Annotated in this window: 21 protein-coding genes; 13 read left to right on the forward strand and 8 right to left on the reverse strand. The window is 43.9% G+C overall.

The features are described from left to right. Positions 1-72 precede the first annotated feature (72 nt). Entirely contained in the window at positions 73-1,485 is a 1,413-nt protein-coding gene (radA, locus tag DUL71_RS28015; RefSeq protein ID WP_114941125.1) for a DNA repair protein RadA, read from the forward strand. Between the two features lie 76 nt (positions 1,486-1,561). Here radA and DUL71_RS28020 read toward each other — a convergent pair whose 3' ends face one another. Continuing rightward, positions 1,562-1,843 carry a hypothetical protein gene (locus DUL71_RS28020; RefSeq protein ID WP_112568983.1) on the reverse strand — a complete coding sequence of 94 codons (282 nt, stop codon included), beginning with the start codon at positions 1,841-1,843 and terminating at the stop codon, positions 1,562-1,564. 150 nt (positions 1,844-1,993) lie between these two features. Between DUL71_RS28020 and DUL71_RS28025 the strand changes: the two genes are divergently transcribed. The 7 genes from DUL71_RS28025 to DUL71_RS28055 all read left to right on the forward strand — a co-directional run bounded on the left by DUL71_RS28025 (position 1,994) and on the right by DUL71_RS28055 (position 9,885). Further along, on the forward strand, positions 1,994-3,868 hold the full coding sequence (locus tag DUL71_RS28025; RefSeq protein ID WP_114941126.1) for a M61 family metallopeptidase: 1,875 nt from the start codon (positions 1,994-1,996) through the stop codon (positions 3,866-3,868). 2 nt (positions 3,869-3,870) lie between these two features. After that, a complete protein-coding gene (locus DUL71_RS28030) occupies positions 3,871-5,178 on the forward strand; it encodes a M28 family metallopeptidase (RefSeq protein WP_114941127.1) in 1,308 nt (435 codons plus the stop codon). Between the two features lie 212 nt (positions 5,179-5,390). After that, positions 5,391-5,921 carry an AAA family ATPase gene (locus DUL71_RS28035; protein WP_114941128.1) on the forward strand — a complete coding sequence of 177 codons (531 nt, stop codon included), beginning with the start codon at positions 5,391-5,393 and terminating at the stop codon, positions 5,919-5,921. Between the two features lie 262 nt (positions 5,922-6,183). Continuing rightward, positions 6,184-6,798, forward strand: a complete 615-nt coding sequence (locus tag DUL71_RS28040; RefSeq protein ID WP_114941129.1) for an RNA polymerase sigma factor — start codon at positions 6,184-6,186, stop codon at positions 6,796-6,798. Continuing rightward, the gene (locus tag DUL71_RS28045; protein ID WP_114941130.1) at positions 6,795-7,370 is read left to right on the forward strand and encodes a hypothetical protein; all 576 of its coding nucleotides are present in this window, start codon (positions 6,795-6,797) and stop codon (positions 7,368-7,370) included. Before DUL71_RS28040 ends, DUL71_RS28045 begins: the two co-directional genes overlap by 4 nt. Further along, complete coding sequence (locus DUL71_RS28050; protein WP_114941131.1) at positions 7,351-8,817, forward strand: DUF4097 family beta strand repeat-containing protein; 1,467 nt, start codon at positions 7,351-7,353, stop codon at positions 8,815-8,817. Before DUL71_RS28045 ends, DUL71_RS28050 begins: the two co-directional genes overlap by 20 nt. Positions 8,818-8,946: 129 nt before the next feature. Continuing rightward, positions 8,947-9,885, forward strand: a complete 939-nt coding sequence (locus tag DUL71_RS28055; protein ID WP_114941132.1) for a helix-turn-helix domain-containing protein — start codon at positions 8,947-8,949, stop codon at positions 9,883-9,885. Between the two features lie 411 nt (positions 9,886-10,296). Here DUL71_RS28055 and DUL71_RS28060 read toward each other — a convergent pair whose 3' ends face one another. Then, on the reverse strand, positions 10,297-12,480 hold the full coding sequence (locus tag DUL71_RS28060) for a S9 family peptidase (protein WP_425270984.1): 2,184 nt from the start codon (positions 12,478-12,480) through the stop codon (positions 10,297-10,299). Positions 12,481-12,588: 108 nt separating this feature from the next. Here DUL71_RS28060 and DUL71_RS28065 point away from each other — a divergent pair, with 108 nt between their 5' ends. Beyond that, the gene (locus tag DUL71_RS28065) at positions 12,589-14,121 is read left to right on the forward strand and encodes a serine hydrolase (protein WP_114941134.1); all 1,533 of its coding nucleotides are present in this window, start codon (positions 12,589-12,591) and stop codon (positions 14,119-14,121) included. Positions 14,122-14,430: 309 nt separating this feature from the next. Here the strand turns inward: DUL71_RS28065 and DUL71_RS28070 are convergent, their stop codons facing one another. Continuing rightward, positions 14,431-15,801, reverse strand: a complete 1,371-nt coding sequence (locus DUL71_RS28070) for an NHL repeat-containing protein (protein WP_114941135.1) — start codon at positions 15,799-15,801, stop codon at positions 14,431-14,433. 225 nt (positions 15,802-16,026) lie between these two features. Between DUL71_RS28070 and DUL71_RS28075 the strand changes: the two genes are divergently transcribed. After that, positions 16,027-16,491, forward strand: coding sequence for a DUF4920 domain-containing protein (locus tag DUL71_RS28075; RefSeq protein WP_114941136.1), 465 nt, complete (start codon positions 16,027-16,029; stop codon positions 16,489-16,491). A gap of 2 nt (positions 16,492-16,493) precedes the next feature. On the opposite strand, the gene DUL71_RS28080 is transcribed toward DUL71_RS28075, so the two are convergent. The 3 genes from DUL71_RS28080 to carB form a co-directional block, all read right to left on the reverse strand. Continuing rightward, the gene (locus DUL71_RS28080) at positions 16,494-16,955 is read right to left on the reverse strand and encodes a hypothetical protein (protein WP_154402492.1); all 462 of its coding nucleotides are present in this window, start codon (positions 16,953-16,955) and stop codon (positions 16,494-16,496) included. 59 nt (positions 16,956-17,014) lie between these two features. After that, on the reverse strand, positions 17,015-17,662 hold the full coding sequence (locus tag DUL71_RS28085) for a hypothetical protein (RefSeq protein WP_114941138.1): 648 nt from the start codon (positions 17,660-17,662) through the stop codon (positions 17,015-17,017). A 99-nt stretch (positions 17,663-17,761) separates the two neighbouring features. Beyond that, positions 17,762-20,578, reverse strand: coding sequence for a carbamoyl-phosphate synthase large subunit (gene carB / locus DUL71_RS28090; RefSeq protein WP_114941139.1), 2,817 nt, complete (start codon positions 20,576-20,578; stop codon positions 17,762-17,764). Positions 20,579-20,912: 334 nt separating this feature from the next. Between carB and DUL71_RS28095 the strand changes: the two genes are divergently transcribed. Continuing rightward, complete coding sequence (locus tag DUL71_RS28095) at positions 20,913-21,440, forward strand: hypothetical protein (protein ID WP_114941140.1); 528 nt, start codon at positions 20,913-20,915, stop codon at positions 21,438-21,440. A 15-nt stretch (positions 21,441-21,455) separates the two neighbouring features. Here DUL71_RS28095 and panD read toward each other — a convergent pair whose 3' ends face one another. Together panD and panC are read right to left on the reverse strand one after the other, a co-directional pair. Then, complete coding sequence (gene panD / locus DUL71_RS28100) at positions 21,456-21,806, reverse strand: aspartate 1-decarboxylase (RefSeq protein ID WP_114941141.1); 351 nt, start codon at positions 21,804-21,806, stop codon at positions 21,456-21,458. A gap of 152 nt (positions 21,807-21,958) precedes the next feature. Then, entirely contained in the window at positions 21,959-22,789 is an 831-nt protein-coding gene (gene panC, locus DUL71_RS28105) for a pantoate--beta-alanine ligase (protein ID WP_114941159.1), read from the reverse strand. Between the two features lie 153 nt (positions 22,790-22,942). Here panC and DUL71_RS28110 point away from each other — a divergent pair, with 153 nt between their 5' ends. Beyond that, positions 22,943-23,767, forward strand: a complete 825-nt coding sequence (locus DUL71_RS28110) for a glycogen/starch synthase (RefSeq protein ID WP_112569015.1) — start codon at positions 22,943-22,945, stop codon at positions 23,765-23,767. Positions 23,768-23,833: 66 nt separating this feature from the next. Next, positions 23,834-25,186 carry a DUF4270 family protein gene (locus DUL71_RS28115; RefSeq protein WP_161964527.1) on the forward strand — a complete coding sequence of 451 codons (1,353 nt, stop codon included), beginning with the start codon at positions 23,834-23,836 and terminating at the stop codon, positions 25,184-25,186. Positions 25,187-25,312: the final 126 nt, after the last annotated feature.

Consider the following 25,312-nt stretch of genomic DNA (forward strand, 5'->3'; position numbering starts at 1 on the left):
TTAAATTACTAAATAATTTAGCATTTTAAATATAATCTGCATATTTGCACATCTGTAATCTGCAAATCTAAAATGGCCAAATCCAAGATCGCGTACTTTTGTCAAAGCTGTGGCTTTGAATCGCCCAAATGGCTGGGCAAATGCCCGTCATGCCAGCAATGGAACACCTTTGTTGAAGAGGTGATTGAAAAAGGCAATGCATCAGTACCCGCCTGGAAGCCTGCTTCAACCAGTCAGCAGCGGGCCAACAAACCTGTGCCGGTTACGGAGATCACGTATTCCGAAGAGCACCGTGTACCTACCCCAGATAAAGAGTTTAACCGTGTTTTGGGCGGCGGCATTGTTCCGGGCTCATTGGTACTTATCGGCGGTGAGCCGGGCATAGGCAAATCGACTCTGATGCTGCAGCTTGCCCTCAACATGCCTAACCAGAAAGTGCTGTATGTGTCGGGCGAGGAAAGCGAACGACAGATCAAGATGAGGGCAGAAAGGTTGGCATCGCCCGAGGGGGGACCTATCGGCGAAGGTGCGTATATCCTTACAGAAACCTCAACCCAAAACATTTTTAAACAAATAGAGGCACTGGAGCCGGATATGGTTGTGATCGACTCTATCCAGACCCTGCACTCGGCACATATCGAATCAACACCAGGCAGCGTATCACAGGTTAGGGAATGTACCGCCGAACTGCTCCGTTTTGCCAAAGAAACTTCGACACCAGTGTTTTTAATTGGCCATATCACTAAGGATGGCATGATAGCAGGCCCCAAAATACTGGAGCACATGGTTGATACCGTGTTACAGTTTGAGGGCGACAGGCATCATGTTTACCGCATATTACGCACCATTAAAAACCGCTTCGGCTCGGCATCGGAGCTGGGCATTTATGAAATGATGGGCGAAGGCTTGCGGGAAGTATCCAATCCTTCGGAAATATTGCTCTCACACCGGGAAGCCCCATTGAGCGGCATTACCATTTCTGCTACGTTAGAAGGGATGCGACCGATGCTGATCGAGACCCAGGCATTGGTTAGTGCGTCGGCCTATGGTACACCGCAACGTACCGCTACCGGCTTTGATACCAAACGCATGAGCATGCTGCTGGCCGTACTGGAAAAGCGCTGTGGTTTCAGGCTGGGCGCAAAGGATGTATTCCTGAATATTACCGGGGGCATCAGGGTTGAAGACCCCGCTATTGATCTGGGGCTTGCCGCTGCCATTATTTCATCGCACGAGGATATGCCGATACCCTTCAAAACCTGTTTTGCCGGCGAACTCGGACTTTCGGGCGAGATTAGGGCGGTAAACCGGGTAGAGCAGCGCATTGCCGAAGCACAAAAACTCGGCTTCAACCAGATCTTTATCTCCAAATACAACCTCCCTGCAAGCGGCCAGGATAAAAAGCGCATGGACCTCTCGCGCTACGATATCGACATCAAGATCGTAAGCAGTATTGAGGAAGTATTCAGTTTGTTGTTTGGATAGAAGATAAGCTTAAAGCAGAAGGCTCAAAGCAAAAAACAATTGCGCTGTACCTCGTGCTATCCTTATTATTATTTATTTAAAACTTGAGATTTGTTTTAAGCCATTGCTGTACCTCTTCCTGGCTGCTAATCTCTGCCGGAAGTTTATCATGGATCAGTTTTTCCATTTTATTGCCGGTATTGGCAAAACGGTAGTCCCATATCATCATTAATTTGTTAATGAGATACACCATTTCGTTCCCCTCGTTTTTATTAAACACTGTATGATCTGGCCTGCCATTTACACGCGGATCATTCTGAATGTAAGCAGTCCATTTATAATCGGTGTAATGTAAATTTCTTCTTGAAAAAAGGATCATAAGCCGGGAATTTCTTTAAATGTACGGATAATTAAACGAAAGCGTCAGAACGAGAGTTTTAAAAGGGTTGGCGAACCCATAGCAGGTAATAATATTGATATTATTTTTTTGCCGATTTAATAGTAATTTCAGCGCAGATAATTTAAGTTGATGAAAAAATTACTACTATTTACCGCTGCCTCCGCGCTTGCGTGCAATGTTATGGCACAGCAGGAACCGCAAAAAGCCATTTACTATTCCATATCATTTCCTAACGCCGCCCATCATGAGGCCGAAATAAGCATGACCATTCCGCAAGCGCCGGTTGGTAACTTTAGGGTACGCATGAGCCGTTCATCTGCCGGCCGATATGCAACACATGAGTTTGGCAAAAATATCTATAACGTTAAAGCTACCGATGTTGACGGCAAAGAGTTGCCTTTAACACAGGTTGAAGGCGATGTTTATGAAGTTGGAGAACATCCGGCCACTGTAAAAGTGAACTATACGCTTTTCGGTAACTGGACAGATGGTACTTACGCTTCTATCGATCCAAGCCATGCCCACCTGAATATGCCTGCCACTTTTATGTGGGTTGTTGGACAAGACAAACGCCCGCTTACCATTCAGTTTGATGATCTGGATAAATACGGCTGGAAAGTAGCTTCACAGCTTAAACATGAGGGCTCAAGCGTGTACAGCGCTCCAAGTTTGCAGTACATGATGGATAGCCCTACCGAACTATCTAACTACAATGTTAGCAGTTGGGATGTGGTAAATACCGATGGTAAGAAAGAAAAAATAAACCTTGCCATGCACTCGGACGATAGCCAGGCTGTGATAGATAATTTCGGAAAAATGATCCAAAAGCTGGTATTGGAAGAAAAGGCAGTATTTGGCGAATTACCAGCCTACGATTTTGGCGAATATACTTTTGTAAGCGATGTAAACCCCGCTGTATCCGGTGATGGAATGGAGCACCGTAACTCCACTTCTATAACTATTCCCGCGCCTAAAGTAGAGGGGTTTGAAAACAACCTGATGGGCGTTTACGCGCACGAATATTTCCATAGCTGGAATGTGAAACGCATCCGCCCAAAATCGTTGGAGCCATTTAACTTTGAGCATGCCAACATCAGCAGCGAGCTTTGGTTTGCCGAAGGTTTCACCCAATATTACGGCGAATTATTGCTTACCCGCTCCGGCTTCAACACATTGGATGATTACACCAAAACCATTGCAGGTTTAGTTAACCAGATTTTAAACACGCCGGGGGCCGCTAAATATTCGGCCGCACAGATGAGCCGTTATTCTGTATTTGCCGACGCGGGCGTATCTATCGACCCTAACAATAACGTTAACGATTTTACCAGCTATTATACCTACGGTGGTGCTATCGCATTAGCGCTTGACCTTCGCTTACGCAGTGATTTTAACATGACGCTTGATGATTACATGCGCGCTGTTTGGCTTAACCGTGGCAAAGTAATGAAGCCGTATACTATTCCCGATCTGCAAAGCGATTTAGGCAAAGTAACCAACAATCCAAAATTCGCGGCCGATTTCTTTAAGCGCCACATCAACGGAACCGACAAAAATAATTACGAAGAACTATTGGCAAAAGCAGGCCTGGTTTTACAGAAAGTACAACCGGGTAAAGGCTGGGCCGGCCCGCTGGCCGCTACCCCGGGTCGCGGTCGTGCAGGCCAGGTACGTGCTGCCGACGCCGAAGGTCTGCCAATACTTTCAAGCACAACCATAGGCACACCGGTTTATAAAGCAGGTCTTGATGCAGGCGATGTTATCCTGAAAGTTGACGGAAAAGACATTAAAGACCAGAAAGGCTTTAGCGACATTATTGCCGATAAAAAACCGGGCGATAAAGTAATCATAAACTACAAAAACCGCACAGGCGCTCATGAAACCACCATCACCCTTGAAGAAAATCCAAACTTTGAGGTAGTAACCTTTGAAAAGGCAGGTAAACAATTGAGCAAAGAACAGGAAACCTTCCGTAACAACTGGCTGCAATCAAAAGTCAAATAACTATGAAGAAGATATCAATAGTAACAGCGGCATTATTAAGCGTTTCGGCTTATAGTTTTGCCCAGGATGTTAACAAACTGGTTAGTAAAGATGATGTAACCCGCATCATCAAAACGCTGTCGGCAGATGATATGCAGGGCAGGGCAACTTTTACGCCCGGCATTGAAAAGGCAGCTCAATTCATTGAAAGCGAATATAAAAAGGCCGGTCTAAAGCCGATGGAAGGTAACACCGGTTACCGCCAAAACTTTACCATGGTGCGTTCAACCCCGGTAAGCTTAACGGTAAGTATCAATGGTAAAACAGTAGCTGCCGACAGCGCGTTTGCAAGCAGTGCCGATTCATTTAAATGGGCAGGTGATAAAGATGTACAGGTGATTACAGTTGGCCCCGATAAGGATTTCCGCACCGAATATCGTAAAGCGTTTAAAAGCGATACCAAAACCCTTTTACTGGTTGATCCTAAATTCAAAAGCCTCTTTAGCCGTATTAAGGGCTATATTGGTGCCGGCTCAACCAATTTCAAAGGAAAAGCAAAAGCGCCAATCATATTTGTATCCGGCAAGTTTGATAACGTTACATCATTTGATGTAAACTGCGAAGTAAAAACCCAGGAGTTGCCACTGTTTAACGTAGCAGGTATCATCCCCGGCAAGACCAAACCAAATGAATACGTAGTATTTTCGGGCCACTATGATCACCTGGGTATCATTAAGCCTGATAAACCAGGAGTAACCGACAGCATTGCCAACGGTGCCGATGATGACGCTTCAGGTACAACAGCCGTGTTAAGCCTGGCTAAATACTACAAAAAGCTTGACAACAATGCCCGTACCCTGATTTTTGTAGCCTTTACTGCCGAAGAGATTGGCGAATATGGCTCACAGTATTTTGCGAAACAAGTAGATGCCGATAAGGTAGTTGCCATGTTTAATATTGAAATGATTGGCAAGGCTTCAAAATTTGGTACTAACTCCGCATTCATCACCGGTTTTGAAAGATCCGATTTTGGTAAGATCTTACAGAAGAACCTGGAAGGTACCACCTTTAAATTTTATCCGGACCCATACCCGGACCAGGACTTGTTTTACAGAAGTGATAACGCCTCGCTGGCCGAAGTTGGCGTACCTGCACACACCATCTCAACCGACCAGATTGATATAGATAAACTATACCATACCGTTGGCGATGAGTTTAGCACACTGGATGTGGATAACATTACTTCGACGATCCGCGCGATAGCGTTGAGTTCGCGTACTATTGTTTCGGGACAGGATACACCAACAAGAGTGCCTAAGAAAACGGAGTAGAGAAATTAGAGGTTAGTGACTGGAGATTAGTTGAACGGCAGCTAACGTCCGAATCAAAAAAGTTTTTTAGTTCCCCTCTTGAGAGGGGGAGCGAAGGATGGAGCGATAGCGGGGGTGTGTTTCTACAATTGATTTATCAAAGTAGGAACACACCCCTCCACCCCTCTCAAGAGGGGAATCGCACAATTCCTGCGCTTCTTAGTTTTCCCCACATGAACAAAATACTCAAAATAGCAGTTGTAGGCCCAGAATCAACAGGTAAATCAACCATGTCTGAATATCTCGCGGCACATTATAATACAATAGCTGTGCCTGAGTATTCGCGTGAGTATTGCGCAAACCTCACAGGCGATTGTACCTGGCAGGACGAGGTGAATATGTTTCACGGCCAGGTGGCACTCGAAAACAAACTAACTCCGCAGGCCAATGGTATCCTGATTTGCGATACTACCTTTTTAACCGTAAAGATCTGGAGCGAGGAAATGTTTGGCAGCGCTCCGCAGGAGGTACTTGAGGAACTGCCGCGCCACCCCTATGACTTATACCTGCTCCTGGATATCGACATGCCCTGGCAGGATGATCCTTTACGCAACTTCCCTACCAAGCGGGAATATTTCATGAACGTTTGGCACCGTGAACTTCAGGCGCTTAACGCTAATTATGTAATAATATCAGGCTTAGGCCAGGAAAGACATGATAATGCGGTAAAGGCGATTGATAGGTATCTGAACCTTGATTTTTAGGATTAAAGGATGACCGGGATTAATGTGCAGATTTGTAGATGTGCAAATTTCAGATTTGAAGACTGAATAAAGATATCCATGCGGATATTATTGGCACCAAACAGCTTATTCGCATAACCGGAATCGGCTCATCATGCCACCTTTTCAATTTGCACATCTGCACATTTGAAATTTGCACATCTACAAATTTGCACATCTAAAATCCACCTCAACTTAAAACTTTCAAAAAAATTATCAGTAATTAAAAAAATATTTTTCACATATGTGCAACGTTGTAAAATGCGTTGCGTCTATTAACCTGAAGCTGGTCACAAATTTGGAAGCGATATATATTGACAAACATTACAACCTGGTAATTGAGTGCAAGCAGGGAAGCAAAAAGGCCTGCTATGAGCTTTACCGTCTGTATTCGAAAGCTATGCTGAACGTGGCCTTTCGGATAGTGGGCGATATTGCCGAAGCGGAAGATGTGCTGCAGGAAGCTTTTGTGGATGCCTTTGCCAAGCTGAAGGATTTTAGGCAGGATACCACATTTGGCCTCTGGCTTAAGCAAATCGTTGTTAACCGGTCAATCAATATGCTGCGCAAGCGGAAGCTTGAACTGGTTGAACTGGAAGACGGCCACCTTGAAAATATTGCCGACGATGAAAGCTGGGACGACGAAGACATACAATACCAGGTTGCCCGGGTAAAGGAGGGCATGAAATTACTGCCCGATGGTTACCGTGTTGTATTATCATTGTACCTGCTTGAAGGGTATGACCACGAAGAAATAGGACAAATATTGAACATATCAGAAAACACATCAAGAACCCAGTTTTTGAGAGCTAAAAGGAAGTTAATTGAAATTTTAAACAGGAAAGGAACAGTATCATGAGCAAGCGATTTGAAGATTTCATGCACGACAATAACGAAGAATTTAACGAGATAGAACCATCGGCAGATCTGTGGGGTAAAATTGAGGCGCAGCTCAATTTTTTGGACGAGGAAGATCAGCAGCCCAAAAAGCGCGAAGCAAAGACTTTTTCGCTGGCCTTCGTACTAAAAGTGGCCGCGTCGGTGATCATCGTAATGGGGATAGGCTTCGGCATATATATACAAAGCCAGAAAGGCGTAAAAAGCGTTGACTTTGCAGCCATCAACCCCGAGTATGCGCAACAGCGGGTGCATTACGCATCGCTTGTTGAAACCAAGCTTACCGAACTTAAATCAGCATCTAAAAACGATCCGCAGCTATACAAGGAGTTCAGCGCCGAGATAGCTAAAATGGATTCCACCTATAAAAAACTAAACAATGATTTAGTCACCAGCCCTAACCAGGAACGTGTTTTACGTGCAATGATCCGGAACCTGCAAATACAAACCGAGGTGCTAAACCAGCAATTAAATGTAATTGAACAGTTTAACCAGATGAAAAAGGAACAAAACAATGAAACTAAAAATATTTAGTCCGGCCCTGCTAACACTTATCGGCTTGTTAACCATAAGTACAGCAAACTTTGCACAGGTAAGTCCTGCAGCTCCTCCTCCGCCTCCGGCAAAACCGGTATTACCACCCTCACCGCCGCCCGCTGCTGAACTTAATGGTGATTGGACACCGGCGACCAATAGCAAGGAGTACCAGGAAAAAATGAAGGAACTGAGCACCAAAATGCGCGATTTGCAAAAGCAGATGAATAACCTGCGCGTGCAGCAGCAAAAACAGATCCAGCTTAAAATGCAAAACATGGTTCGCCTTAATAAGCAGCTTGCTTTTAAGTTTAAGGACAGCATGCGGTTCAAAATGCTTGACTCTTTAAAATTTAAATTGAAGTTCAAGGATTTCGACAGCATGAAGTTTGCAGATAAGTTTGAGAAACTGAGCCCTAACGTAAACTTCGGTTTCAAAAATTTCGACCAGAATTTTAGTTACAATTACGATGGTGACGAGAGCTATGAAAAGCAAGTGCAAAACGGCGATATAGTTGAGAAAACCAAAACCTACAGCAAAAGCTACAGTATTGATGGTAATGATGTAATTAATATCGATAACAAATATGGTAAAGTAACTGTGTTTACCTGGGCAAAAAGTGAGGTAAAGGTTGATGTACAGATTGTGGTAGGTGCTAATGATGAAGATAAGGTGCAAAAAATGCTGGACGCGGTAAGCATCAAGGATAGCAAAGATGGCTCAGGTGTTTCTTTCAGAACATCTATTAACCAGGGAGATAGCGACAATGATGGTGGTATCTGGGGATCATTATTTGGCAAAAAAAATGCGTTCCGTAAAATGGAGATCAATTATACCGTGTATATGCCTGCCAGGAACCCGCTTACCATCAACAACAAATATGGTAATACAGAGTTACCTGATCTTAGCGGCAAGCTTAATATCAATAACTCATATGGCAGCTTCCGCGCAAAAGCGCTGACTAATCCTGGCAATCAAATCAGGGTAAGATATGGCAGTGCCACTATTGAAACCTTAACAGGAAGCGACCTTGATGTGGCCTACGGGAGCCTTAACCTCGGCGATTGCGACAAGCTTAACGCGGATGTAAGCTATGGATCGGCAAAAATTGGCCGTATTACCACATCAGGTAACATCAACGTAAAGTTCAGCGGCGCCTTAAATATTGGCGAGGTTGATAAAAATGTAAAAAACCTTTCGGTTAACTCGTCATATTCAAGTGTAAAGCTTGGTGTAAGCGATGGGCAGAATGCCGATTTCGATATTACTGTACACTACGGCAGCTTTAATTACAACGGCCATGATGTTAACATCACCAGTAAAACCCCTGCCGATGGTGAACGTGGCTTTAACCCAACTAAAACCTACAAAGGCCATTTAGGCAAAGGTGGCAGCGATAAAACCATTACCATCAGCACCAGTTATGGCAGCGTAAGCTTTGACTAAGAGCTATAAATAACCTTATTTTAAACGGCTCATTGTTATGATCTAACAATGAGCCGTTTTTTTTATTGCTTTACCGGTTCTTGCAAATCTGCCGCAGCCCTCATAGCTTTGGAGTAAACATCTTCCCCCATGCACCACCAGGACAATGAAAAGCAGATCTTTAATACCCTTTATGACCAATACAAGCACCTGGGCTTGCCGCTTGAACTCATAAAGCATACCGATTTTACGGTTTTCAACCTGAAGGATATAAACCAGCCCACGCCGTTTAAATCGCCGTTGAGCAGGCTTAATTTTTTTGTTTTTGCCTTTATTAAAAGCGGGGATGGTGATTATACTATTGATGAGCATAATTATAAACTGCAGCCACGAGCCATCTACTTTACCAATCCGGGGCATTTTCGTTCGTTTAACTGGGAGCATATAGGCGATGTTTACCTGTTCACATTAAGTGAATCATTCCTGAAGGAAAACGTTCATGCTAATATTTTTGATGAGTTTTCCTTTTTGCTGGCCGAAACATTTCCGGCGCGGGTAGTTAGTCCGGAGGTTTTTGATGAGTTTGATATTTTATATCATCAAATATTGAGGGAGTATAACTCAAATAGCCCCTACCGCTACCGTATCATCGGCAACCTGTTTGTAGTAATGCTGTTAAAATTTAAGGAATATTTCTGGAAGGATTATAACCCGATATACGAAGGTAACCGCAGCTCAGAAATTGTAAAGAACTTTAAACGCCTGCTCGAGAAACACTATCGTGACCTTAGCAGTGGTGTTGCCGAACAAGCTTTCCGTGTGCAGGATTATGCCGATGCACAAAGTCTGCATCCCAATTACCTGAGTAACGTCATCAAAATTAAAACCGGCAAAACCATCAGCACCTGGATAGCCGAAAAAACCATTGCCGAAGCCAAATCACTACTGCAAAATTCAAAACTTTCCATTAAAGAGATCGCTTTCAGGCTTGGCTTTTCTGAAGCAACACATTTCAGCAATTACTTTAAAAAGCATACGGATACGTCGCCGGTTTTATTCAGGAAGGGCCATGGCAACGTTACTTCATAATTTGAATATTATTATTTCACTAAACGTTGCTCATGCCTTTAAGGTAACTATCCAAAAGTTATAACAAGCGTAACATCATATAATCCCCTCCTGCAACCAACCCGTAAACACCTTGCCGATTTGCGCCATTAGGCGCTACCTGTTTGTAGAACATTATTTTGCATAATCATTTGCGCCGTTAGGTGCTACCCGATATGCGCATACATTAGCGCCATGCAGAAGGGTAGCACCTAACGGTGCACAAATTTTACTAACGATTATTTTGCTACAAACAGGTATCCCCTACGGGGAATTAAGAATTTCACAGACACATATAATAATGACACTAATACCAAACAAACGCAAACATGACTGACAAAAAAAGGGAGACCATTTGATCTCCCTTTTAATTTATTTTTCAAATCCTCACAATTATCTTCCTCCCGGAGGGCATTTAGCTTTCAGGTACTGTGTAAACAGGGTACGTAAATGCTCTGTTGTGCCTTCACCTTCTGATATCGAGTGCGTACGGTTAGGATACGACATCAGTTGAAACTGCCTGTTGTATTTTATCAACTCATCAATCAGCAACTCGGCGTTTTTGTAGTGCACATTGTCATCGCCGGTACCGTGGATGTAAAGCAAATTACCTTTCAGGTTTTTAGCATAAGTAATAGGCGAACCTTTGATAAATGCCGCGCGACCAGCCTCATCGGTAGGTACGCCCATGTAACGTTCCTGGTAAATATTATCGTAAGTAAGCTGCGAACCAACAGCCGCTACAGCGATACCGGTTTTGTAGATATCACCATACTGGAACATCAGGTTAAGGGTTGACGAACCACCACCGCTCCAGCCGTGTACCGCAATACGGGTTGAGTCGACAAAAGGCCATTTGATGATCTCTTTGGCAGCCATAGCCTGATCGCGGATGTTGATGATGCCGATATTTTTGTAGATAGCCTTGCGCCATGCAGTACCTTTAGGGGCCGGAGCGCCACGACCTTCAACCGACATGTAAATATATCCGTCATCGGCCATGCTGCCTTCATACAGCCTGTTACGGCCCGTACCCCAGGTATCCGTTACGGTTTGTCCTGCAGGTTCGCCATATACAGTAAACAGTACAGGGTATTTTTTATTTGGGTCGAAATTGGTTGGCTTCATCATCCAGCCATCCATTTCAATGCCATCAACTGTTTTTATCTTAAAAAATTCCGGCTTGTTTTTAGCGTCTTTATCAACGGTTATTACAGTACCGGTAATATGCTTGTGTTCGGGCAGGCTTACAACCTCACTTTGTGGACGGGTGTAACTGTTGTTGAAATTATGCAACGCTACTTTGCCGTTAGGCGATATATCATAGCTGTGCGTTCCCGGCTCATCAGCAGGCGAAACACGCTCTGCTTTGCCGCCGCTCAATTTTATTTTGTAAAGATACTTTTGTGTAGCATTATCAGGCGATGCGATGAAGTATACATATCCCAAAGCTTCATCAATCATGTCGATGCCGATTACATCATAGTTACCTTTAGTGATCAGGCTTTCCTTGCCTTCACGGGTTACTTTATATAAATGGCGCCATCCGTCTTTTTCGCTCAGCCATAAAAAGCTTTTACCTTTTTCAATCCAGCCCCAGCCTACAGGGTCGCCGCCAGCTACGCGGGCTTTAACATCAATCCATGAATCATTGTGCTCCTCACGGATAGAACGGGTTGTACCATTTGATACATTACCAATAAATACGCGGCTTTCGTTTTGCGCACGGTTCAATTGCTCCAGGATAACTTCGTTTGAGTTATCAGCCCATTCCATATTAGGAATGTAGTGCTGTATAGCATCTCCCGGAACATTGATCCAGGTTGTTTTGCCGGTTGCGGTGTTAACTACCCCCACTTTGCATGAGCTTGGATCTTCGCCGGCAACAGGATATTCAACAGGCACAACAAACGGGTAAACCGAATCGGTAGTGTTGATCATCAAATAAGTTTTGGTTTTGCTTGCATCCAACTGCCAGTAAGCGATAGATTTGCTATCCGGCGACCAGCGGAAACCATCGCGACAGCCAAACTCTTCTTCATAAGCCCAGTCAAAAGTGCCGTTTATGAGCTTTTGAGTACCATCGGTAGTTAATTGCTTAACCGAACCATCGGCCAGGTCCTCCATGTAGATGTTATGACCGCTTACATAAGCCGCTTTACTGCCATCCGGCGAAAACTTAGCAAACATCAATGAAGATTCGGGCAGGTTTTTACCCAGTTGCCAAAGTTTTTTAGTGTTTGAGTCATAAACCCAGTAATCGCCGCGGGTATCATAGCGCCATACCTTTTTGGTGTTGGTATTGATAAGCACTTTTTTGTTATCCTCACTCACGGTAAACCTTTTTACGCTGATAGGCGATTTACCTGCCGGGGTCAGTTCTTGCTTTGTGATAAAAACAGTTTTTTTAGATGTATCCCGAGCGTCGATCATGATGATCTGTCCACCGGTGATGCGGTAGTATTGATTGCCGTCTTTTGTCCAGTTAACACCGCTATGCTGCGCGTGGGCGGTATTCTGCTGGATAATTAACAGTAGTGCGGTAAGGAAAGTTAATCCCGAACGGTAAAATTTCATATACATTTAGTTTGAATTAATAGAGCAACGCTATTTTTATTTATTAGATAACGTCACTGTAAATTTTGCGTTAAATTAGCACAATAAAGAAATCTAAAGCCCTCTGTAATGAAAAAAATACCTCTATTGCTCGTTGCCTGCATGTTACTTTTCACTTCGGTAAATGCCCAGCATGCCGACAGGAGCAAATTCATTAAAGACAGTTTAGATCTTTACATCAGCAAGGCCCTCACCAACTGGCGTGTGCCCGGTGTAGCCGTTTGTATTGTAAAGGATAACAAAGTTGTGCTGATGAAGGGTTACGGCATTAAAGAGCTTGGCCTCATGAACAAGGTTGATGAAAATACCCTGTTTATGATAGGCAGCAATACCAAGGCTTTTACGGCTACCGCTCTCGCCATGCTGCAGGCCAATAAAAAGCTATCTTTAGATGATAAGGTAACCAAATACATTCCCGAATTTAAACTGGAAGATAAAAACGCGAGCGAGCAGGTAATTGTACGCGACCTGCTTTGTCACCGCCTCGGTTTCCAGACCTTTCAGGGCGACTTTACTTTTTATAACACCAATCTTACCCGCCAGGATGTAATAGCACGCCTGGGCAGGCTAAAAGCCGCCTATCCCTTCCGCACACGCTGGGGTTATACCAACGCTGCATTTTTAACAGCCGGTGAAATCATTCCAAAAGTAACCAACGGGCACTCGTGGGAGGCTTATGTAAAAGAGGCTATTTTTGCACCACTGGGCATGGGTAATACTTTAGCTTTAAGTAAAGATCTGCCAACTTCTATAAACCGTACAGTACCTCATACCATTGTTGATGGCAGGCTCACCCCTATCCCCTATTGCCAGATAGACGGGATCGCGCCGGCAGGGTCTATCAGCTCATCGGTAAATGACATGAGTAAATGGGTATTGGCGTTATTGAACAATGGTAAGGTAGGGCAACGCCAGGTGATTCCCGCTGCGGCTATTGAGGCTACCCGTGTACCGCAAGATATTGTTGGCAGCGTTCACCACATGAACGGCGAAAATAACTTTGAGCTTTACGGCCTGGGGTGGTTTATACAGGACTACTCAGGGCATCGCCTCGTAATGCATGATGGCGGCGTAAATGGCTATCTGTCATCAGTAACACTCTCGCCGCAGGATAACCTGGGCATTGTTATATTAACCAATACAGATCAAAACCTACTATTTGAGGCCCTTCGCTGGGACATTCTGGATGCTTACTTTAAACAACCGTTCCGTAACTACAGCGAAGGTTATTTAAAGCAATACAAAGCCAATACCGCGACAGAACAAGCCGAAGATAAAAAGCTAAAAGATTCTGTGCTGTTAAACCTCAAGCCTATGTTATTGCCTAACAAATACCTTGGCAAATACACCAACGAGTTTTATGGCATTATGGAAGTTACACAAGGCGAAGGTAACAACCTTGAGATGCGCTTTGAGCATCATCCAAAAATGTATGCATTGCTAAAACCCCTTGGCGGCAACCGGTTCTACGTTACATTTTCCGATCCTACGTTAGGAAAGGCTGTATTTCCGTTCACCGTACAAAACGGCGAGGTTACAGGTGTACGGGTAAAAGTGGCTGATTTTGTGGAGCGCGGGGCTTATGATTTTAAGAAAAATTAGAGAGAGGGAGATACTTTTAACTATTACCCCACTTAGTCAAAGAATAAATATTAAAGCATGGGGCTGTGCGATTCCCTCCCCTAGGAGGGTGTAGGGAGGGGTTTCATAGGCAGGCTTATTCACTAAATGGCGTACAAACCCCTCCCCGCCAACTCGCGATCCTAACGCACCCCTCCCAAGGGAGGGAATTGTCAACTCATCTGCTATTACCCTTGAGAGGGGGGAATAGCACAATTCCATATAAAAAAAGCGGGATAACTTTTCCCAAAAGAAAAACTATCCCGCTGAAAATATCTAAACAGTAAAAGCTTACTGCAATACGATCTTACGGATGCGATTATTATAGTAATCGGCCACATAAACATTGTTGCTGGCATCAACCGTGATGCCCTGCGGCGAATTAAAGATACCTGCGGTGCCAACACCTTCTGCAAAGCCTGTTGTGCCGTTACCTGCAATAGTCCTTAACACCCTGTCCTTAGTGATTTCCAGGATTCTGCCGTTCTGATCAGTTATGAACAGGTTACCGCTTTTATCAAACGCGATAGCTGACGGACCGCCAACAAGGGTAGTTTGCTTATTGCCGCCAACAAACGTGGAAACAACTCCTTCAGGAGTGATTTTACGAATGGTGTGATTAAGCGCTTCGGCCACGTAAACGTTGTTACTGGCATCAACAGCTATGCCGTTAGGTCTGTTAAAAGTAGCGCTGGTGGCGGTTGCATTATCCAGGTAGCTTGCACCCCTGCTACCCGCAAATGTAGTAACAACACCTGCCGATGTAATTTTACGGATCAGGTTATTACCCATATCGGCAACAAAAATATTTCCGGAACCATCAATTGCCAGGCCGCGTGGACTATTGAATGTTGCTTTAGTACCGGTTCCATCTGCATAACCGGCATCACCGCTGCCTGCAAAAGTACTAACGGTACCATCTGGTGTAATTTTACGAATATTGTTATTACCGTAATCAGCTATGTAAATATTACCTGTTGCATCGGTAACTAAACTTTGCGGGGCATAAAATTGGGCTGTTGCTATAGGGCCATCAACATAACCTATAGCGCCATTACCCGACAGCGTAGTAACATTTCCCGCCGTGGTGACTTTACGTATAGCACTGTTGAATGAATCAGCAACATAAATATTGCCATCAGCACCAACCGTTATACCCTGCGGACTGTCAAAGAAAGCGGCGCTCCCTAAGCCGTCAATAAAGTCAGATCCCGCGTTGCCCGCCAGTGTGCTAACTGTGCCGCCTGCATAAGCAGTACCGTCGCCGGTAGTGAACTGGATAACTTTACCATAACCGGTACCCGCACTGTTTAGGGCGTAGGCACGCGCGTAATAAGTTGTTTTAGGGCTTAAACCGGTAATTTTGGTTGTATAAGCAAATTGTAGTACGGTATCAGTAGTTTTCTTATCGGCCGTAGTTGGTGTTTGATTGGTTGAACTATAGCAAATGCCATAAGTACCGAGGCTAACATCCTGCTGTCCGTTAAATAAACCGCCTGCATAGGCTATTGTTCCACTTTCGGCAGTAACCACATCCATTGTGGTTAAAGTCGGTACGGTTACTGGTGTAACACTTCCGCTTTTACCACAACCTGCACCTGCCAAAGCAACGGCAACTATAAACGCGGCAAATAAAATTGTTTTAGTAAAGCTCTTTTTCACGAGTTTGTTTAAAAGTTATATAGTAAAGTAAGCAAAATTAACTTATCGATACGTAGTAAATCACTTTAAAGTAACATTTTAACAAATATTAACATACTTATTACGTACCAAAACCTGGTATTACCCTGCATCTGCGGACAATACCAGTTAATTATCTTTTTTAACGGGTGTAAAGTAACCAAAAACTCAGCAACATTTTTGGCGCGGATGTGTTAATAATTAACCATGAAAACAATAATGTTGTTTATATCGCTCCTGATAGTTCATGCGGCCATAGCACAAAAACGAGTACCGTTACCGCATGGAATGATATTTGGCCAAAAGCCCGATACCGTAGCCTTAATGCCGGCCTCAAAACTGGAAACCTTTATGGGAAAAAAAACGCGGATCACTACTGCGATTTCCGGCAAGGTGATTAAGGTAACTAAAGAAAAAGGTGGCTGGTTTGAAATGGATGCAGGCAGCAAGCGTATTATATCTGCTCACTTCGCCAATGCAGGTGTAAATTTGCCAACTGCTCTTGCCGGTCGCACGGTAATAATTTCTGGAGTAGCAGCCAAACAGTTCATTGCAGATGACCTGCAGCATATGGCAGGTGACACGGTTAACGGTAAAAGGCAGCATAAAACAAATGCCTCCGCTGGGAAAAAGGTTAGTTTTGAAGTAAAAGGTTTAATGGTAGATAAATAAGCCTATTCAAGCTTAGTAAAAGAAAAGCTATAAATAAGCCTGAGCCCGGCTATTGGTGTTGACTGATTACCTTTCTTCAAATAATCGCCATGAAAATTCAGATCGAGGGTTTGATGCCGTGCGGATAGAACGATAAAGCCTATCCCGGCAGTAGCACCGAAGCCGGAATAATCGGGATCAAGATGCCCGAAAGCACCCGCTAATGTATAAATCTCCTTGCTGAAATAATATCTGCCCGATAACCCGGCCAGCACACCGTAAGCAACTTCGCCGCCCAAATATGGCGTGATGCTTACAGCTTTCGCTATTTTAACTTCACCCTGCAAAAGGGCGCCAAAGCCATTACTATTCTCGCGGGAGGTGTTTAAGGAAAGGCCGAGACCGATAGCATTTTTGGCCTGAGCATAAGTTTTCATTGTCCCGCCTATCAGCAGGACAAAAAGCAGGATAAAGGTAGTTCTCAATGCAGGATATAATTAATCGTCAGGGTTAATATGTGATATATTAACCCTGACGACCAATATTAAGCATTTGTTACAATGAGCTGCCTTATTTTTTCAGAAACTTCGTTTTTATTTACTGCAGATGCTTCGCGTTTGCATTTCATATAATGCTCGCGGGCAATTTTTTCGGCCAGATCGCCGATAGTTTTTACATGCATCTCTTTGCCAAAACGGCCGGCCAGTTTTAAGCCTATACCAGCAACTACCATGCCTGCAATGCCTATAGCGAGGTAATAAAACGCCAAAACAAAACTAACCACCAAAATCATTGAAAACAGGTTAACTATCCATTGCTTGGGTTGAAGCAAGCTGATCTGGAAACCCATTTCTTCTTCAATAGCGGCTACAGCCTCGATCCGGCTATCACGCGGGAAAAGATCAACAAGTTTGGTTTGGGGCTTTATGATATCCTTGTCATGCCCTGCCGATGCGTTAATAGCATTACGAAGTTTGTAAAATGCCTGCTGTGTGGTACAGCCATCGTTTGTTTTTTTTACTTTTTCAACTACAACGTCGCAAAGTTTACCAAAGTTTTGAACATCATTTACTGATGTATCGTTTAAACTGATGTTAAATGACTTTTCAATTTTCATTAAAACACCATCCATATCTTCAGGATCAACACTCTTCAGGTTGATGTCCTGACCATTAGCCGAATTAACTTTCAATCTATAGTAACTAAGTACAACAATAGTGAACCTGCAATTAGGGTTGCAGGTTCACGTTATTAGCAATTAAACTACAAAGGCTGTAATTTAATGTTTTAATTATTTACTCAAATACATTGATTTCTCTTTGTACAGATGCCTGAAGTAAGGGTCTTGCAGGTTAGGGATGAAGCGGATGGCCTCACCTGTCGATTTCATTTCAGGGCCAAGCTCCTTGGTAACCTCAGGGAATTTATCGAATGAGAATACCGGTTCTTTAATGGCGTAGCCCCACAGCTTGCGCTCGATAGTGAAGTCGCTTAGCTTGTTGGCTTCCAGCATAACTTTGGTAGCTATGTTGATGTATGGCACGTCATAAGCTTTAGCAATGAAAGGTACAGTACGTGAAGCACGTGGGTTGGCCTCAATTACGTAAACCTTGTCATCCTTAACCGCGAACTGTATGTTCAATAAGCCGCGTACGTTAAGTGCTGTAGCTATCTTTTTGGTATACTCTTCTATCTGGTGGATAACGGTATCCGAAAAATCGAACGGAGGCAGTACCGCGTATGAGTCGCCAGAGTGGATACCGGCAGGCTCGATGTGCTCCATCATACCAATGATGTGTACATCCTCACCATCACTGATCGAGTCTGACTCAGCTTCGGCGGCGCGATCAAGGAAGTGGTCGATCAGTACACGGTTACCAGGCAGGTTGCGCAGCAAGCTTACAACCGCTTTCTCAAGATCCTCATCGTTGATCACAATGCTCATGCCCTGGCCACCTAATACGTAGCTTGGCCTTACCAACACAGGGTAACCAACTTTGTGAGCAACTTCAAGGGCTTCTTCAGCGCTTTCAGCTACACCGTATTTTGGATATGGAATGTCAAGGTCTTTCAACAGGTCAGAGAAACGGCCGCGATCTTCTGCAATGTCCATGTTATCGAACGATGTACCAATGATACGGATGCCATGCTCGTGCATTTTCTCGGCCATTTTAAGCGCGGTTTGACCACCAAGCTGAACAATTACACCGTAAGGTTTCTCCAATTCGATAATCTCGCGTACATGCTCCCAGTAAACCGGCTCAAAGTACAGCTTATCGGCCATGTTAAAGTCGGTTGATACCGTTTCAGGGTTACAGTTAACCATGATAGCCTCAAAACCGGCCTCTTTAGCGGCAAGTAAGCCGTGTACACAGCTATAATCAAACTCAATACCCTGGCCTATACGGTTAGGGCCCGAGCCTAATACAATGATCTTTTTCTTATCAGATGCTACAGATTCGTTTTCGCCTTCGTAGCTTGAATAGTAGTACGGAGTTTTTGCAGGGAATTCAGCAGCGCAGGTATCCACCATTTTGTAAACGCGGTGCATACCCAAGGCTTTGCGGCGCTGGTAAACATCTTCCTCGGTTACGTTACCCAAAATGTGGGCAATCTGCACGTCTGAGAAACCTTTTTGTTTCAGGGTGTACAGGAACTCTTCAGGCACATTATTCAGTGAATAACGGCGAAGCTCTGTTTCCAGGTTAACCAGTTCCTGGATCTGGTTCAGGAACCAGCGGTCGATTTTGGTTACTTTACGTACCGATTCGATAGGCACACCCAGGCTTAACGCGTCATAAATATGGAACAACCTGTCCCAGCTTGGATGCTCCAGGCTGGCCATGATCTCTTCCAGGTTGCGGCTCTGACGACCATCGGCACCTAAACCGGCGCGACCAATCTCCAAACTTTGACAGGCTTTTTGTAAAGCCTCGGTAAAGCTGCGACCGATACCCATAACCTCACCTACCGATTTCATCTGCAGGCCAAGTTCTTTATTAGCGCCTTTGAACTTATCAAAGTTCCAGCGAGGTATTTTCACGATCACGTAATCCAGCGTAGGCTCAAAGTAAGCCGAAGTGGTTTTGGTGATCTGGTTTTCAATTTCATCAAGGTTATAACCTATCGCCAGCTTAGCAGCAATTTTAGCAATTGGGTAACCGGTAGCTTTTGAAGCAAGGGCTGATGAGCGTGACACACGAGGGTTGATCTCGATAGCGATGATCGATTCATCGGCAGGGTTTACCGAGAACTGAACATTACAACCGCCGGCAAAGTTGCCGATGGCGCGCATCATCTTGATAGCCTGGTTACGCATTTCCTGGTAGCAACGATCGCTCAGGGTCATGGCGGGGGCTACGGTGATCGAGTCGCCGGTGTGGATACCCATCGGGTCAAAGTTCTCGATAGAACAGATGATGATCACGTTGTCATTGCTATCGCGAAGCAACTCCAATTCGTACTCTTTCCAGCCTAATACAGCCTGCTCAACCAATACCTCGTGGGTTGGTGAAGCTTGTAAGCCACGGTTAAGGGCAGCGTCGAAATCTTCTTTTTTGTGAACGAAACCCGCGCCTTTACCACCCAGCGTGTAGCTTGGGCGAATAACCAGCGGGAAACCGATTTCCTGCGCACCTTCTTTACCTTCAAGGAAAGAGTTGGCGATTTTTGATTTAGCAACACCTACGCCGATGTCAACCATCAGCTGGCGGAACGCCTCGCGGTTTTCGGTTTTTTCGATGGCGGCGATATCTACACCGATAACTTTAACGCCATACTTTTCCCAGATGCCGCGTTCAGACGCTTCGATACAAAGATTCAACGCGGTTTGGCCACCCATGGTAGGCAGTACAGCGTCTATCTGTTGCTCGGTTAAAATTTTCTCAATGCTTTCGCAGGTGAGCGGCAGAAGATAAACATGGTCGCTGATAACTTTATCCGTCATGATAGTTGCCGGATTGCTGTTAATGATAGAAACAGAGATGCCTTCTTCTTTTAGCGAGAGAGCAGCTTGCGATCCGGAATAATCAAATTCGCAAGCCTGGCCGATGATGATTGGGCCGGAGCCGATAATCAGAACGGATTTAATGGAGGTGTCTTTGGGCATAGGGCTTTTTTTTAATTCAAAAGTTCTAAGTCAAAAGTTAAAGACAGTTAAGCCTTTAAACGGTTTTTCCTATGCGCTGAAAGCCAAGAAATCCCGACTTCAGCGTCGGGGTGCAAAGATAGAATTTTAACAAACACCATTCATGTTTTTTTTCAGATTTAACATTACAGCAATTACACCCCGCTTTTTTTAAGTTTTAAGGCACTTTTTCATAAAACAATAGGCTTATTAATTTCGTAGAATCTCACTATATTTACTTACAGCCCCGGCTGTAAAAATCCCAATTAAACCTGTAATTGCGCCAACCCGCAAATACTTTATATATTTAAGAACTATGATAAAGAAGCCTGTTTTTCCATTGCTTGTGGCTATTTTATTTCTTGGCAGCTGTGCTATGCTGCAATCCGTTGTTAAATCAACTTTTCCTTACACGGCTACTATGGTAATCCCGGCGTCGGCTAAGGTTGATGAAGCCCAAATAGCGATAAGCACGGGCAACAGCTTTGACCAGGATTTTACTAAAGACGGCAATAATGCCAATAAGATAAGTGAAGTACGCATCATATCGGCCAAGTTGGAATCAAAGGACCCTTCAGATTACAACATCGGCAATATCGCTTCATTAAGGGTATACATGGGCAAAAGCGATGGCAGTGAAGAAGTGATGGTAGCTATCCGCAAAGATATCCAACCCAATGCCGGCAACAGCATTGTATTGGATATCGATAACTCGCATTTTTTGGATGTGCTTGTACGTGAACCCTCGGTACGTATCAGGATGGTTTACCGTTTGCGTAAAGCCGCCGCTACCGACGCGAGCCTGAAAGTATCGTTGGGAATAGGATCATACCCGTCCAATTAAACGGGATATACAGATTTATTTGATTAGTTTGTTATCTGAATCAGGGAATACCAGAATTGGTTCGTATTTGCGGGCCTCCTCTGCCTCCATATACGCGTACGACATAATGATCACGATATCGCCTACCTGTGCCAGGCGGGCTGTAGCACCATTCAGGCAAACAGTGCCGGTTCCGCGTTCGCCTTTGATAACATAAGTTTCAAAGCGAGCGCCGTTATTGTTGTTCACTATCTGAACCTTTTCGTTGGGGATGATATTTGCAGCCTCAATCAGGTCTTCATCAATAGTGATACTGCCCACATAATTCAACTCCGCCTGCGTTACCTTAACCCGGTGAATTTTGGACTTTAATATTTCAATTGTCATGACGCAAAGTTAGGAATATTTAGTTCATGGTTCATAGTTGATAGTTCATAGTATTTGTTAGCTGATTGTAAATAGTTTATGATTATTTCAACTAACCCGCTAACAGCAATTTTGCTAAAAACCATGAACCATTATCTATGAACTATAGGCTCCTAATCAATCAACACATTATCAATCAATCTTGTTTTACCTACGCGGGCCGCTACCAGCGCCACAACACTTTCTGACGCCGGTGTGGCGAGATGAAGTGTTTTACCGTCGGCTATTTCAAAATACTCCAGTTCAACGCCAGGTTCATTGCTGATCATTTGAGCGGCCTGCTGCTGTAACGTATCAATTTGATTGATATCGAAGTTTTCTTTAACCCAGTTGAGCGTTTTGGACAGGATGAGCGAATGCTCACGATCATATGGGGTAAGGTGGATATTTCTCGAGCTCATGGCCAGGCCGTCGGGTTCGCGCTCAATAGGGCACATCACCAGCTTAACGGGCATTTCAAGCGCCTCCACCATTTTGCTGATCACCATAAACTGCTGGTAATCCTTCTGGCCAAAAAAGGCTATATCCGGCTTTACTATATTGAATAGCTTGTTAACCACCTGGGTAACGCCCTGATAGTGCCCTGGCCTGAATTTTCCTTCCAGCAGGTGCTCCAGATCACCCATGTCAAAATGCCATTTCTCATTATCAGCATACATCTCGGTAACCTGCGGATTAAACAAAATATCGCAGTTCACCTCTTCCAGGCGGCGGATATCATCAGTTATCGGGCGTGGGTATTTTTCGAGGTCCTTAGGGTCATTAAACTGGGTAGGGTTTACAAAAATACTGCAAACAACCTGGGTGCTTTGCTGCTTTGCCAGTTCAATTAAACCCAGGTGCCCCTTATGCAATGCACCCATGGTTGGTACAAAGCCAATTACTTTTACAGGCTTACGGTTAAAGTAATCTGATATTTCTTTTTTGGTGGTGAATATTTTCAATGCAACAGGTATTACAAAATCTGGCAAAGGTGTACAATTGCTTAAAAATAACCAAAAGTTACTTGCATAATTCGTTGGCAGTTTATATAATATTAGTTATATTTGCAAACTCAAATTTTTTGACTTCTTTACATTTTAAATACTGATTTAGTGATGGGTAAATCTAAGCTTTTGTTTATAACTCATGAAATGTCCCCTTTCCTTGAACTCACAAAAATTGCTGAAATAACACGCCAACTCCCGCAGGCCATGCAGGACAAAGGTTACGAAATCCGTATCCTTATGCCGCGTTTCGGCAACATCAATGAGCGCAGGAACAGACTTCATGAAGTGATCCGGTTATCGGGTATGAATATTATCATTGATGATAATGACAACCCGCTGATCATCAAAGTAGCATCTATCCCGGCGGCGCGTATGCAGGTGTATTTTTTGGATAATGAAGAATATTTTCAGCGTAAACATGTATTTGCAGACAAAGAAGGTAAATTTTACGCCGACAATGATGAGCGTATGATTTTCTTTTGCAAAGGCGCATTGGAAACTGTTAAAAAATTAGGTTGGGCTCCGGACGTAATTCACTGCCATGGGTGGATGAGCGCGCTTGTGCCTGCTTATCTTAAAACAACCTACAAAGACGATCCTACTTTCAAACACTCAAAAATCATTTACTCTATTTATGAAAATGATTTTAAGGAGAAATTGCACAATGACTTTACTACAAAAGCCATTATGAGCAATATGAACGAGCAGCATGTTGAGCCTTACAAAGGCGGCACCAACTCGGCATTATACGCCGGTGCTATCCACTACTCAGATGGTATCGTTTTAGGTAGCCCGGACATTGATGCAGATGTGTTAAATAATGTTAAAAACAGCAATAAATCGGTTTTAGAATTTGATTCTACCGCAGATTTCGAAAATTATTACAATTTTTACGACGAAATTACCAACGACGAATTGGTGGATGTTGCATAAGACTTAATATTATATATGAAATTTTTCCGATTAGACTTATTGACCCTGTTAATAAGTCTTTTTATTTTGAATAGTTGTAAACGCCAGGATGGTATTGGTTTGGGCATCAATGATCAAAACGAGATCAATGGTAACCTGGTAGTTGATACCAATATCGTTATCAATACTGTTGCTGATGATACCGCGTCAACATCTGGTATGACAAGAACACCGCTTGCCAACTTTGTTGACCCTGTATTTGGTACAACAAAAAGTATTGTTGCACTGGGCGTTAACTTACCAAATGGTGCCGCGTATTCTGTTCCGGCAGGTACCCTTACCATTGACTCGGCTATACTTGTACTCAAATATTCTGATGGTTTTTATGGCGACTCGCTGGCTTCGCGTTATAAAATAAACGTTTATCAACTTCAAAAGAAAGTTGAGAGCAAAACCTACTACAGCAATAATCACTGGGATGCTGATCTTAGCGCTTTGCTTGGTTCTAAAACCTTCACTGCGCGTACGCATGACAGTATCACTATAGCCCGTATCCGTGCAGACTCTACCGATACTGTACAGCGCGTTGCGCCACAGTTACGTGTACCATTGAGTAAAGCTTTCATTTACAATAACCTGTTTAATGCGAGCGGTACGATACTTGCATCGCCTACAACTTTCCAAAGCACAATAAAAGGTTTATACCTTGGTTTAGAGAGGGCGCAGGCCAGCGACGCCGGCGGTATTATACAGCTTGACCTTGGTTCATCTCAAATTGATGTTTTCTACAAAGTTGTTACTGCAGCCACGAGTACGACGACGAGTACCATCGACACCGCTTCGGTAACCCTGCCGTTCTTTAACCGGGCTGCCGAGGTTACGCATACCTACAGCACTACCATCCAGGCAGCGCTCAATAATACAACAACATCTCAAAATACAGTTTATCTTCAGGGCCTTGCAGGCCTAAGGGCCAAACTAAGCTTCCCTGGGCTGGATAAACTTGTTGACTCGTCGGTAGTATTAAACCGTGCCGAAATTGTTATAACGCCACGTGCAGGTTCAGGCGTACCTTACGCGCCACTGCCTAAGCTAACTATGTATAAACTGGATATAGCCAAACAAAGGACATTAATACAGGATGTGAACGCAAGCGACCCACGTTCACAAACCAGCTTGTTTGGCGGCCGTTATGATCGTACAAAAAAAGAATACCACTTCCTGGTTACCGCTTTTGTTCAGGATCTGATCCGCAAGAAAACTATTGATTACGGCACTTATATTGCCCCTGTTGATACCACCCTTGTTAACACTACAACGGGTATTGATGTGGCTCCGTCTACACAAACAGCAGCCCGTACAATTATAGTGGGTAGCGATAAAAACACACCGGGTTACAGTATCCGAATGAATATCATTTACACCAAAATTCACAAGTAAGATATCCCTTAATAAACAAAAGAATCCCCGCTTAGGGGATTTTTTTGTTTAAGACAAATCCACTTCTTAAAATACTTTTTTAAGTATTTTAAAACTTCCTCTTTTTCGCAAAAAATCAAAATAATT

Source organism: Mucilaginibacter endophyticus (genome assembly GCF_003351025.1).
Classification (GTDB): domain Bacteria; phylum Bacteroidota; class Bacteroidia; order Sphingobacteriales; family Sphingobacteriaceae; genus Mucilaginibacter; species Mucilaginibacter endophyticus.